The organism is Mycobacterium sp. E2238, from assembly GCF_001672665.1.
In the GTDB taxonomy this organism is placed as follows: domain Bacteria; phylum Actinomycetota; class Actinomycetes; order Mycobacteriales; family Mycobacteriaceae; genus Mycobacterium.
In genome coordinates, this window is the sequence record NZ_LZKF01000213.1 from 1 (window position 1) to 12,496 (window position 12,496).

Here is a 12,496-nt window from a genome sequence, read left to right on the forward strand (position 1 = left end):
CCGGTGTCACGTCAAGGACGGCCGACCGCTCTCCGCGCCGAGATTGCCGCCACGGTCGTTGACGCGCCCGGATCGCGAACTGCTCCGGGTTCTACGGCGACCGGCTGTCGGCGATGCGCGAGATGCTCACCGGCGGTGACGTGGACTACCTCACCGGCGACTACCTGGCCGAACTGACCATGCTGATCCTGGGCCGCGACCGCATGAAGCATCCCGAGCGTGGCTACGCGAAGACATTCCTGACCCAACTCGAGGACTGCCTGGGCGAGGCCCGCGACCGGGGTGTCCGCATCGTCGCCAACGCCGGCGGCCTCAACCCGGCCGGTCTGGCGGACGCGCTACGAGCCCTGGCCGAGCGCCTCGGAATCCCGGCCCGGGTCGCGCACGTGGAAGGCGACGACTTGCTGGCGCGCGCGGCGGACCTCGGGCTGGGCACACCCCTGACCGCGAACGCCTACCTGGGCGCCTGGGGCATCGTCGACTGCCTGGGCGACGGCGCCGACGTGGTCGTCACCGGACGGGTGACCGACGCCTCGGTGATCGTCGGGGCCGCGGCCGCGCACTTCGGCTGGGGCCGCACCGACTACGACCGGCTCGCAGGCGCCGTGGTCGCCGGCCACGTCATCGAGTGCGGCGTGCAGGCCACCGGCGGTAACTATTCCTTCTTCACGGAGGTGCCCGACCTGACCCGCGCCGGCTTCCCGCTGGCCGAGGTCCACGCCGACGGCTCGTCGGTGATCACCAAGCACCCGGGCACCGGCGGGCTGGTCAGCGTCGACACCGTAACCGCGCAGTTGCTCTACGAGATCACCGGCGCGCGCTACGCCAACCCCGACGTCACCGCCCGGATGGACACCGTCGAGCTGTCCGCGCAAGGCCCCGACCGGGTGCGCATCAGCGGCGTGCTCGGCGAACCGCCGCCGCCCACCTACAAGGTGTCGCTGAACAGCATCGGCGGATTCCGAAACTCCATGACGTTCGTGCTGACCGGCCTGGACATCGAGGCCAAGGCCGAACTGGTGCGCCGGCAGCTCGAAGCCGCGCTGACCGTCAAGCCCGCGGAGCTGCAGTGGTCGCTCGCCCGCACCGACCACACCGATGCCGACACCGAGGAAGCCGCCAGCGCGCTGCTGCACTGCGTGGTCCGCGACCCCGATCCCGCGAATGTCGGGCGCCAGTTCTCCTCGGCCGCCGTCGAATTGGCGCTCGCCAGCTATCCCGGTTTTCACGTGACCGCCCCGCCCGGCGACGGCCAGGTCTACGGCGTGTTCACCGCCGGCTACGTCGACGCCAATGAGGTGCCGCACGTCGCGGTGCACGCCGACGGCGCGCGGGTCGACATCCCTTGCGCCACCGAGACTCTGGTTCTGGCGCCCGCCGAGGATCCGCCGTTGCCCGAGCCGTTGCCGGACGGTCCGACGCGGCGAGTGGCGCTGGGCCGCATCGCCGGGGCGCGCAGCGGCGACAAGGGCGGCTCGGCAAACGTCGGGGTCTGGGTGCGCACCGACGAACAGTGGCGCTGGCTGGCCAACACGCTGACCGTCGAGCTGCTCAAGGGGCTGCTGCCCGAGGCGGCGGAGTTCGAGGTCACCCGCCACCTGCTGCCGAACCTGCGCGCGGTCAACTTCGTCATCGACGGCATTCTGGGCCAGGGCGTTGCGTATCAGGCCCGTTTCGATCCGCAGGCCAAAGGGCTGGGTGAGTGGTTGCGCGGCCGGCATGTCGACATCCCCGAAAGGCTGCTATGAATCTGTGGACGACGCCGGAGCGCGAACAGTTGCGAAAGTCCGTGCGCTCCTTCACCGAACGCGAGATCCTGCCCCATGCCGACGAGTGGGAGCGCATCGGTGAGTTGCCGCGCGACTTGCACCGGCGCGCCGGGGCGGCCGGTCTGCTGGGCGCGGGCTTCCCCGAGGCGGTCGGCGGCGGCGGCGGTGACGGCGCGGACGCGGTGATCATCTGCGAAGAGGTGCATCAGGCCGGCGCCCCGGGTGGGGTCTTCGCCTCGCTGTTCACCTGCGGCATCGCGGTGCCGCACATGATCGCCTCCGGCGATCGGCGACTGATCGAGGAGTTCGTGCGGCCGACCTTGGCGGGCGACAAGATCGGGGCTCTCGCCATCACCGAGCCTGGCGGCGGCTCCGACGTCGGGCACCTCCGCACGTCGGCGGTGCGCGACGGGGACCATTACGTGGTCAACGGCGCCAAGACCTACATCACCTCGGGCGTCCGCGCCGACTATGTCGTCACCGCGGTGCGCACCGGCGGCGCCGGCGCGGCCGGTGTCTCGTTGCTCGTGATCGAGAAAGGCACACCGGGTTTCGAGGTGAGCCGCAAGCTGGCCAAGATGGGGTGGCGGTCCTCGGACACCGCCGAGCTGTCCTTCGTCGACGCACGGGTGCCCACGGCCAATCTGGTCGGTGCCGAGAACAGCGGCTTCCTGCAGATCGCGCAGGCGTTCGTCGCCGAGCGCATCGGCCTTGCGGCACAGGCCTATTCGAGCGCCCAGCGCTGCCTGGATCTGACGGTGCAATGGTGCCGCGACCGGGAGACCTTCGGCCGCCCGCTGATCTCGCGGCAATCGGTGCAGAACACGCTGGCCGAGATGGCCCGACGCATCGACGTCGCCCGGGTCTACTCTCACCACGTGGTCGAACGTCAGCTGGCCGGCGAGACCAACCTGATCGCCGAGGTGTGTTTCGCCAAGAACACCGCCGTCGAGGCCGGCGAATGGGTGGCCAATCAAGCCGTCCAGCTGTTCGGCGGCATGGGCTACATGGCCGAATCCGAAGTCGAACGCCAGTACCGGGACATGCGGATCCTGGGCATCGGCGGCGGGACGACCGAAATCCTGACCTCGTTGGCAGCGAAGACCCTGGGGTATCAATCGTGACCACTCTGCAGTCCACGCTCGATCCCAATTCCCCCGCCTACGCCGACGCGGCGTCCACGGCGACCTCCAGGCTCGAGGAGATCGACGCCGAGCTCGCCAAAGCGCTTGCGGGCGGCGGCCCCAAGTACGTCGAGCGCCACCACGCCCGCGGCAAGCTGACCGCGCGGGAACGCATCGAGCTGCTCGTCGACCCGGACTCGCCGTTCCTGGAGCTCAGCCCGCTCGCGGCGTGGGGCAGCGCGTTCGCCGTAGGCGCCAGCACGGTCACCGGGATAGGCGTGGTGTCGGGTGTGGAATGCCTGATCGTCGCCAACGACCCGACGGTCAAGGGCGGCACCAGCAACCCGTGGACCCTGAAAAAGATCCTGCGGGCCAACCAGATCGCATTCGAGAACCGACTGCCCGTCATCTCGCTGGTGGAGTCCGGCGGGGCGGACCTGCCCACCCAGAAAGAGATCTTCATTCCCGGCGGGCAGATGTTCCGCGACCTGACCCGCCTGTCGGCGGCCGGAATCCCCACCATTGCCTTGGTTTTCGGCAACTCCACCGCCGGCGGCGCCTACATTCCGGGCATGTCCGATCACGTGGTGATGATCAAGGAACGTTCGAAGGTGTTCCTCGCCGGTCCCCCGCTGGTGAAGATGGCCACCGGTGAAGAATCCGATGACGAGTCGCTGGGCGGCGCCGAAATGCACGCCCGAGTCTCGGGTTTGGCCGACTACTTCGCCGCCGACGAGCTCGACGCGATCCGCATCGGCCGCCGCATCGTGGCCCGGCTGAACTGGGTCAAGCAGGGTCCGGCCCCCGCGCCCGTGACCGAGCCGCTGTTCGACGCCGAGGAGCTCATCGGCATCGTTCCCGCGGACCTGCGTGTCCCGTTCGACCCGCGCGAGGTGATCGCCCGCATCGTGGATGGCTCGGAATTCGACGAATTCAAGGCCATGTACGGCTCGTCGCTGGTCACCGGGTGGGCCCGGCTGCACGGCTATCCGCTGGGCATCCTGGCCAACGCGCGCGGCGTGCTGTTCAGCGAGGAGTCGCAAAAGGCCACCCAATTCATTCAGCTGGCCAACCGCTCGAACACGCCACTGTTGTTCCTGCACAACACCACCGGCTACATGGTGGGCAAGGACTACGAAGAGGGCGGGATGATCAAGCACGGATCGATGATGATCAACGCCGTCTCCAACTCGACCGTCCCGCACATCTCGCTGCTGATCGGCGCCTCTTACGGCGCCGGCCATTACGGCATGTGCGGCCGGGCCTACGACCCGAGGTTCCTGTTCGCGTGGCCCAGCGCCAAATCCGCGGTGATGGGTGGTGCCCAGCTTGCGGGGGTCTTGTCGATCGTGGCCCGCGCCGCCGCCGAGGCCCGCGGCCAGCAGGTCGATGAGGACGCCGACGCCGCGATGCGCGCGGCCGTCGAAGGGCAGATCGAGGCCGAGTCGCTGCCGCTGGTGTTGTCCGGAATGCTGTACGACGACGGGGTGATCGACCCGCGCGATACCCGCACGGTGTTGGGAATGTGTTTGTCCGCCATTGCAAATGGCCCGATCGAGGGGACGTCGAACTTCGGCGTCTTCCGGATGTGAGCCCCATGGTCACTCGAGTGCTGGTCGCCAACCGAGGCGAGATCGCCCGGCGGGTGTTCGCCACCTGCCGGCGGCTGGGCCTGGCCACCGTCGCCGTCTACACCGGTCCGGACGCCGCCGCGCCGCACGTGGCCGAGGCCGACGCGCGGGTGCGATTGCCCAAAACCAACGACTATCTGAACGCCGAGGCGATCATCGCCGCGGCCCGCGCGGCGGGTGCCGACGCGGTGCATCCCGGCTACGGGTTCCTCTCCGAGAACGCCGATTTCGCGGCTGCCGTGCAGGGGGCCGGCCTGACCTGGGTCGGGCCGCCGGTGGATGCGGTACGGGCGATGGGTTCCAAGATCGAGGCCAAGAAACTGATGGCCGCCGCCGGGGTTCCTGTGCTCGACGAACTCGACCCCGACACGGTCACCGAGGCGCAGCTGCCCGTCCTGGTCAAGGCGTCCGCCGGCGGCGGCGGCCGCGGGATGCGGGTGGTCCGCGAATTATCTTCTCTCACCGGCGAAGTCGAGGCGGCCCGGCGTGAGGCGCAGTCGGCGTTCGGCGACCCGACCGTGTTCTGCGAGCGCTACCTGCCCACCGGGCATCACATCGAGGTGCAGGTGATGGCCGACACCCACGGCACAGTCTGGGCCGTCGGGGAACGGGAATGCTCGATTCAGCGCCGGCATCAGAAGGTCATCGAGGAGGCCCCCTCGCCGTTGGTCGAGCGCATCCCGGGGATGCGGGACAAGCTGTTCGAGGCGGCGCGGCTGGCGGCCGGCGCGATCGGCTACACCGGCGCCGGGACGGTGGAGTTCCTCGCCGATGACGACGGAGAGTTCTATTTCCTGGAGATGAACACCCGGCTGCAGGTCGAGCATCCGGTGACCGAGGAGACCACCGGGCTCGACCTGGTCGAACTGCAGCTCATGATCGCCGAGGGCGGCCGGCTCGATGCCGAACCCCCCGCCGCCCATGGGCATTCGATCGAGGCCAGGCTCTACGCCGAGGACCCGGCGCGCGGCTGGCAACCCCAGGCCGGCGTGATGCACACGATCGACGTGCCCGCGGTTCGGACCGAGTTCGCCTCACTGGGCCACCGGACCGGAATTCGCCTCGACTCCGGCGTCCTGGACGGTTTCACGGTGTCGATCCACTACGACCCGATGCTGGCCAAGGTCATCTCCTACGCCCCGACCCGCCGGCAGGCGGCGCTGGTGCTCGCCGACGCGCTGGCCCGCGCCGGCCTGCATGGCGTGCGCACCAACCGTGAGCTGCTGGTCAACGTGCTGCGGCACCCCGCATTTCTCGAGGGTGCCACCGACACGGCGTTTTTCGACACGCACGGCCTGGACAAGTTGTCGGCGCCCCTGGCCGACCCCGGGGTCGTCCGGCTGTCCGCGATCGCCGCCGCGCTGGCCGAGGCCGCCCATAACCGCGCTGTCGCACCCGTCCTCGGCGCCGTCCCCAGCGGCTGGCGAAACCTGGCGTCGGGGTATCAGGTCAAGACCTATCGCGATGACAGTGACACCGAGCATAATGTCGAATATCGTTTCACCAGAACAGGATTAACGCTGCCAAATGACGCGGCGGTGCGGCTGGTTTCCGCCATGGCCGATCGGGTTACCCTTGCCGACGACGGGGTGGAGCACACCTTCGCGGTCGCGCGATACGGTGACGACGTCTACGTCGACTCGGCGCGCGGCCCCGTTCACCTGGTGGCGCTGCCACGGTTCCCGGAACCGGGTTCGACCCTCGAAAAGGGTTCCCTGGTAGCGCCCATGCCCGGCAACGTCATCCGCATCGCCGCCGCGGTCGGCGACACCGTAACCGCCGGGCAGCCACTGATCTGGCTGGAGGCGATGAAGATGGAACACACCATCACCGCACCCTCCGACGGGGTGCTCGCCGAACTCAGCGTCGATACCGGTCAGCAAGTGGAAGTCGGCACAATCCTCGCACGCGTGGAAGCGCCCCAAGCAGAAGGAGATTCGTAGATGACCGACACCAGCTTCATCGAGAGCGAGGAACGGCAGGCACTGCGCAAGTCGGTGGCCGCGTGGGCCGCCAACTACGGCAGCGAGTACTACCTCAAGAAGGCGCGCGCGCACGAGCACACCGACGAATTGTGGTCGGAGGCGGGCAAGCTCGGCTTCCTCGGGGTGAACCTGCCCGAGGAGTACGGCGGCGGCGGTGCCGGTATGTATGAGCTGTCACTGGTGATGGAGGAAATGGCGGCGGCGGGCAGCGCGTTGCTGCTCATGGTCGTCTCGCCCGCCATCAACGGCACCATCATCAGCAAGTTCGGCACCGACGAGCAGAAGAAGCGCTGGATTCCCGGCATCGCCGACGGAACCCTGACCATGGCCTTCGCCATCACCGAGCCGGACGCCGGCTCCAACTCGCACAAGATCACCACCACCGCCCGGCGCGATGGCAGCGACTGGATCCTCAAGGGCCAGAAGGTCTACATCTCCGGTATCGACCAGGCGCAGGCCGTCCTGGTCGTGGGCCGCACCGAGGAGGCCAAGACCGGCAAACTGCGGCCGGCGCTGTTTGTGGTGCCCACCGATGCCCCCGGATTCTCTTACACGCCAATCGAAATGGAGCTGATCAGCCCGGAGCGGCAGTTCCAGGTCTTCCTCGACGACGTCCGGCTGCCGGCCGACGCGCTGGTCGGTTCCGAGGACGCGGCGATCGCGCAGCTCTTCGCGGGGTTGAATCCCGAGCGCATCATGGGTGCCGCCAGCTCGGTCGGGATGGGACGGTTCGCGCTCGATCGGGCCGCCGACTACGTCAAGACCCGCCAGGTGTGGGGCACGCCGATCGGTGCACACCAAGGACTCTCGCACCCGTTGGCGCAGTGCCACATCGAGGTGCAGCTGGCCAAGCTGATGATGCAGAAGGCGGCCACCCTGTACGACAGTGGCGATGATGCGGGCGCCGCCGAGGCGGCCAACATGGCCAAATACGCTGCGGCCGAGGCGGCTACCCGTTCGGTCGACCAGGCGGTGCAGTCGATGGGCGGCAACGGGTTGACCAAGGAGTACGGTGTCGCCGCCATGCTCGCCTCGGCCAGGCTCGGGCGGATCGCCCCGGTGAGCCGGGAAATGGTGCTCAACTTCGTGGCGCAGACGTCGCTGGGCCTGCCCCGAAGCTACTGATGGAAACGCTGGTCGAATACGCGGGGCCCGCCGATACCGGCGGCCCGTTCGCGCGGCTGACGCTGAATTCGCCCCACAACCGCAACGCGCTCTCGACCGCTCTCGTCGAGCAGCTGCATCGGGGGCTGCGCGACGCCGCGGCCGAGCCGGCCGTGCGCGCGGTGGTGCTCGGGCATACGGGCAACACCTTCTGCGCCGGCGCGGATCTCAGTGAGGCCAGTGGCGGCGACCCCTTCGACATGGCCGTCGCCCGCGCCCGCGAATTGACGGCGGTGTTGCGGGACATCGTCTCCTCGCCGCTGCCGGTGATCGGCGCCATCGACGGGCATGTCCGCGCGGGCGGGTTCGGCTTGGTCGGTGCCTGCGACATCGCCGTCGCCGGCCCGCGCAGCACCTTCGCCTTGACCGAGGCCCGGATCGGCGTCGCCCCGGCGATCATCTCGCTGACGCTGCTGCCGAAGCTGTCGCCGCGGGCGGCAGCGCGCTACTACCTGACCGGCGAGACATTCGACGCCGGCGTGGCGGCAGACATCGGGCTGATCACCATGGCGGCCGAGGACGTCGACGCCGCGGTGGCGAAGCTGCTGGCCGATGTAGGTCGCGGTTCGCCCCAGGGGCTGGCGGCCTCCAAGGCGCTGACCACGGCGGCGGTGCTGGAAGGGTTCGACCGCGACGCCGAGCGGCTCGCGGAGGAATCGGCCCGACTCTTCGTCTCCGACGAAGCCCGCGAGGGCATGATGGCGTTTCTGCAGAAGCGCGCCCCGAGCTGGACGAGTTAGCCAGGTGTCAAACAAACGCCGCCGGCCGAACCGTCCGGCGCTGACCAAGGTTGCAGTTTGACCAATCCTCTTGCGGCAAAATCCGGACGTCGTAGGCTCGTGGGTGATGAGCAACTCTGCGCAACGCGATGCGAACGACACGCGCGACGAATCGTCGCGCGCGGCCGACACTGATCGCATCCAACTCGCGCAGTTGCTGGCGTACGCGGCCGAGCAGGGCCGGCTGCAGATGAAGGACTACGAAGACCGGCTGACCAGGGCCTACGCGGCGACCACGTACGAAGAACTGGACCAGCTCCGCGCCGATCTGCCGGGTTCGCCGATCAACCCCCGCCGCGGAGGCAAGCCCAACCCGGCGCCGTCCACTCTGCTGCTGGCCCTGTTGAGCGGCTTCGAGCGGCGGGGCCGGTGGAACGTGCCGAAGAAGCTGACCACCTTCGCCTTGTGGGGGAACGGTGTGGTGGATCTGCGCTATGCCGACTTCACCTCGACCGAGGTCGACATCCACGCGATGTCGATCATGGGCGCGACGAAGATTTTGCTGCCGCCGGAAGTCAACGTCGAGATTCACGGCCGCGGCGTCATGGGCAACTTCGACCGCAGCGTCCTCGGCCAGGGCACCCCGGGCGCACCGAAGGTGAACATTCGCGGCTTCTCGCTGTGGGGTGCCGTCGGCATCATTCGCAAGGCCCGCAGGCCTCGCGGCTAGCGCTCAGCCGGGCACGTAGTCGAACTTATCGGGGTCGGGCCCGTTCCTACCCGCTTCACCCTTGTCCAGGGCTGAGATCGCGTCCATGTCGGAGTCGTCCAACTCGAAGTCGAAGAGCTGGAAGTTCTCCTTGACGCGTTCCGGGGTCACCGACTTGGGGAACACGATGTCGCCGCGCTGAATGTGCCAGCGCAGCACCACCTGCGCGGCCGACTTGCCCCGCGCCTCGGCGATGCGGTTGATCACCGGATCGCCGAGCACCTTGCCCTGCGCGATCGGCGCCCACGCCTCGGTGGCGATGCCATGCTCGCGCCCATACGCGCGGACCTCTGTGTTCCCGAAGTACGGGTGAAGCTCGATCTGGTTGACCGACGGCACGGTGTCGCTTTCGTCGGCGAGCCGCTCCAGGTGTGCGACCTTGAAATTCGAGACGCCGATGCTGCGTGCGCGCCCGTCGCGGGCGAACTCTTCGAAGACCTTCCAGGTCGAGACGAAGTCGCCGTCATACAGGGTGGGCAGCGGCCAGTGAATGAGAAACAGGTCGACGTAGTCGGAGTCCAGCGCCTTCAGCGTTCGGTCGAAGGCGCGGCGCGCGTCGTCGGGTTTGTGAAAGCCGTTGTTGAGCTTGCTGGTGACGAACACGTCGGCGCGGTCGAGACCGGCGTCGCGGATGCCTTGCCCGACTTCCTTTTCGTTGCCGTACATCTCGGCGGTGTCGATGTGCCGGTAGCCGATCTCGAGCGCCGTCTTGACCGCCGCCGCGGTCTCGTCGGGCTTGATCTGGAACACGCCGAAGCCAAGCTGCGGAATGCCGACACCGTCATTGAGTTCGATCGTTGGAACCTTGCTCATGCATCTCCTCCTTCTCGGTTCGTGTACCCGGTCGAGTGAGCGCCTATCCCGACGACGCGCTAGCGGCGGCGGGACCGAAGGTAGTCGCCGACCACGGCCGCGCCCAGGCCGTCGAGATCGGGCACCACGACACGCCCCTCGACCCGCCGGGCCACCTGGTCGATGAACCGGGCCAGGCCGGGATCGCTGCCCAGCCGGAAGATGGTGATCTGCGCGCCGAGGCGGGCCATTTCGTCGAACCCGCGCACGGTGTGGGCGATGGTGCGCGGATGTGGCGGGTAATCGAAAAACACTGTGGTGCCGTCGCCGTCGAAGTCCTCCAGGTGTGCGGTGGGCTCACCATCGGTCACCACCAGGACGACGGGCTGCGCGTTGGGATGCCGCCGTAGGTGGCGGCCCGCCAGCGCCAGCGCGTGATGCAGGTTGGTGCCCTGCTCGTAGACACCCTCCAGACCGGTTAGCTCGGCGGCGGTCACCGTCCGGGCGTAGCGGCCAAATGCGATGATCTGCAAGGCATCCGAACGAAACCGGGTGCACACGAGATGGTTGAGGGCCAGCGCCGTCTGCTTCATCGGCAGCCAACGGTTCTCCATCACCATGGAAAACGAGGTGTCGACCAGCAGCGCCACCGCGGCCTGCGTGCGCGTCTCGGTTTCGGAGACCTCGACGTCGTCGACGGTGATCTTCAGCTGTCCGACGCCGCCGTCGGCCGTGGCCGTTCCCGCCTGCCGCAGTACGGCATTGGTCAGCGTGCGGGAAATGTTCCACGGCTCGGTGTCGCCGAACTGCCAGGGCCGGGTGGCGCCGGTCAGTTCGCCTGCCGCGCCCGCGCGACGATGGTCCCGCTCGCCGCGCCGGCCGGAAAGTTGTTGCGCCACATCGCGTAGCGCCGTCTCGCCGAGCCTGCGCATCGCCTTCGGGGACAGCCGCCACTGTCCGTCGGAACCCCGGTCCAGGAATCCTTGGTTGACCAGTGCGCGCTCTAATTCGGCGAGCGTGCGGGCGTCGACGGCGGCCTGGTCGCCGAGTTGGCGTGCCAGCGCGTCCAGATCGACGTCGTCCATGGTGGCGCCCGGATAGCTTTGCGAGAGCTGCTCGGCCAGCTGCTCGAGTTCGGCGACGTCGGCCAGCGCCTGGGTGCCCTCGCCCATCCCGAACGGGTTGTCGCCGGAGAACTGTTCGGACCCGGTCCAGTCCTCTCCCGGCCGGGCGGCCTGCAGATGCGCGTCCAGCCGGTTCAGCGCCTGCATCAGTGAAGGCGACCCGAATGCCTGCTGCGCCAAGGCATCCAACTCGGCCCGCTGGTCCGGGCTCAGGCTGTTGCGGAAACGTTGGGCGGCGGCGGCGCGCTTGGCCAGGGAGTCCAACAGCTCGTCGACATTGCGCGGGTTCTCCGGGAAGAACTCGCCGTGGGAGTCCATGAAGTCTTGGAAGTCCTGCTGGCTGTCCTCGCCGCGGGCATGCTTGTCCAGCAGCTCGTTGAGGTCGTTCAGCATGTCGTTGACGCGCTGGCGGTCCTCATCGGTGGCGCCCTGGAGTGCCTCCTTCATGCCTGCGAACCGCTGATCCAACATCTCGCGGCCGAGGAGATCCTTGATCTGGTCGTACTTATCGCGGGCCTCGTTGCTGCGCCAGTTGTAGTCGGACAACTCCTGAACGGCCTTGGCCGGCGACGCCGGGAGGGCGTCGAGCTGTAGTTCACCGAAGCGGGCGTCGTCGTCGAGTGCGCGGGCCAGTTCTTTGCGTTCGGCGAGCACCGCCTCGTCGAGTAGCTTCTTGATGTCCTGCAGCGTGCCGTCCAAATTGTTGCGGCGCAACAACTCCCGGCGGCGCCGGTTCGCCTCGGCCGCCAACCGGTCGGCGCCGGGCATGTTCTTGGTGCCGCGGCGCAGCAACTCGGAAAGCGCGCGGCGCGGCGACGTGCCCGCCATGACGTCCTGCCCGATCTGCTCGAGGGCCTCGCGCAGATCCACCGGCGGGGCCAGCGGGTCTGGCCCGCCGGTATACGCCGAGTATCGCGACGAATGGCCTCTAGCCATAGACGGTTTGGCCCTCCCCGGACACCTTGTCGATTCGCTTGGCCAGGTACAGGGCCTCCAGCGCGAGCTCGAGCGCTGCTGCGCGCTCGCCCTCCGACTGGGCGTTGACCTTGGCCGCGATCTTCTCCACCACCGGCAGGGCGGGAACCGCGGCCAGCACGTCCTTGGCCGACACCCGCTCACCCGTCGTGACCGCCGAGCCGCCCTCGACCGCCGACACCAACGACCCGACGTCGATGCCGCCGAGCACCCGCGACGCGGTGTCGGCCGTCGCGCGGCGCAGCAGGTGTTCGAGCACGGCCTGTTCGCGGCCTTCCTCACCGGACTCGAATTCCAGCTTGCCGCGCAGGACGTCGATCACGGTGCCGAGGTCGACCACGCGGGCCACCGGATCGGTCTCGCCAAGCACCGCGCCGCGGTGCCGGGCGGCTGCCGCCACGGTTTCGGCCGCGGCGATCGCGAACCGCGCCGACACCCCGGAGC

Annotated in this window: 9 protein-coding genes and 1 pseudogene; 7 read left to right on the plus strand and 3 right to left on the minus strand. The window is 68.6% G+C overall.

Annotated features, from left to right (window positions below):
- Positions 1-71: 71 nt before the first annotated feature.
- The 7 genes from A5711_RS19600 (at position 72) to A5711_RS19630 (ending at position 9,122) form a co-directional block, all read left to right on the plus strand.
- Complete coding sequence (locus tag A5711_RS19600) at positions 72-1,748, plus strand: acyclic terpene utilization AtuA family protein (protein ID WP_067949432.1); 1,677 nt, start codon at positions 72-74, stop codon at positions 1,746-1,748.
- On the plus strand, positions 1,745-2,893 hold the full coding sequence (locus A5711_RS19605; RefSeq protein WP_067949434.1) for an acyl-CoA dehydrogenase family protein: 1,149 nt from the start codon (positions 1,745-1,747) through the stop codon (positions 2,891-2,893). The genes A5711_RS19600 and A5711_RS19605 overlap by 4 nt, the downstream gene beginning before the upstream one ends.
- Complete coding sequence (locus A5711_RS19610; protein WP_067949436.1) at positions 2,890-4,485, plus strand: acyl-CoA carboxylase subunit beta; 1,596 nt, start codon at positions 2,890-2,892, stop codon at positions 4,483-4,485. Before A5711_RS19605 ends, A5711_RS19610 begins: the two co-directional genes overlap by 4 nt.
- Before the next feature lie 5 nt (positions 4,486-4,490).
- On the plus strand, positions 4,491-6,467 hold the full coding sequence (locus A5711_RS19615) for a biotin carboxylase N-terminal domain-containing protein (protein WP_067949438.1): 1,977 nt from the start codon (positions 4,491-4,493) through the stop codon (positions 6,465-6,467).
- Entirely contained in the window at positions 6,468-7,634 is a 1,167-nt protein-coding gene (locus A5711_RS19620) for an acyl-CoA dehydrogenase family protein (RefSeq protein ID WP_067949440.1), read from the plus strand. It begins immediately after the preceding gene.
- A complete protein-coding gene (locus tag A5711_RS19625) occupies positions 7,634-8,413 on the plus strand; it encodes an enoyl-CoA hydratase family protein (protein WP_067949442.1) in 780 nt (259 codons plus the stop codon). Before A5711_RS19620 ends, A5711_RS19625 begins: the two co-directional genes overlap by 1 nt.
- Positions 8,414-8,519: 106 nt before the next feature.
- Positions 8,520-9,122 (plus strand): DUF1707 domain-containing protein, encoded by a 603-nt coding sequence (locus A5711_RS19630; RefSeq protein ID WP_067949444.1) that lies wholly within the window; start codon positions 8,520-8,522, stop codon positions 9,120-9,122.
- A gap of 3 nt (positions 9,123-9,125) precedes the next feature.
- On the opposite strand, the gene A5711_RS19635 is transcribed toward A5711_RS19630, so the two are convergent.
- The 3 genes and pseudogenes from A5711_RS19635 to A5711_RS19645 form a co-directional block, all read right to left on the minus strand.
- The gene (locus tag A5711_RS19635) at positions 9,126-9,974 is read right to left on the minus strand and encodes an aldo/keto reductase (RefSeq protein WP_067949446.1); all 849 of its coding nucleotides are present in this window, start codon (positions 9,972-9,974) and stop codon (positions 9,126-9,128) included.
- 59 nt (positions 9,975-10,033) lie between these two features.
- Positions 10,034-12,013, minus strand: a complete 1,980-nt coding sequence (locus A5711_RS19640; protein ID WP_067949449.1) for a VWA domain-containing protein — start codon at positions 12,011-12,013, stop codon at positions 10,034-10,036.
- Positions 12,006-12,496: pseudogene (locus A5711_RS19645) on the minus strand (magnesium chelatase); the annotation flags it as partial. The gene A5711_RS19640 and the pseudogene A5711_RS19645, both read right to left, overlap by 8 nt.

What these genes read in the sequence shown, in the direction of transcription:
- A5711_RS19625 (WP_067949442.1), top strand. Translation starts at nt 7,634, where the DNA reads ATGGAAACGCTGGTCGAATACGCGGGGCCCGCCGATACCGGCGGCCCG.
- A5711_RS19640 (WP_067949449.1), bottom strand. Translation starts at nt 12,013, where the DNA reads ATGGCTAGAGGCCATTCGTCGCGATACTCGGCGTATACCGGCGGGCCA.
- A5711_RS19605 (WP_067949434.1), top strand. Translation starts at nt 1,745, where the DNA reads ATGAATCTGTGGACGACGCCGGAGCGCGAACAGTTGCGAAAGTCCGTG.
- A5711_RS19615 (WP_067949438.1), top strand. Translation starts at nt 4,491, where the DNA reads ATGGTCACTCGAGTGCTGGTCGCCAACCGAGGCGAGATCGCCCGGCGG.
- A5711_RS19620 (WP_067949440.1), top strand. Translation starts at nt 6,468, where the DNA reads ATGACCGACACCAGCTTCATCGAGAGCGAGGAACGGCAGGCACTGCGC.
- A5711_RS19635 (WP_067949446.1), bottom strand. Translation starts at nt 9,974, where the DNA reads ATGAGCAAGGTTCCAACGATCGAACTCAATGACGGTGTCGGCATTCCG.
- A5711_RS19630 (WP_067949444.1), top strand. Translation starts at nt 8,520, where the DNA reads ATGAGCAACTCTGCGCAACGCGATGCGAACGACACGCGCGACGAATCG.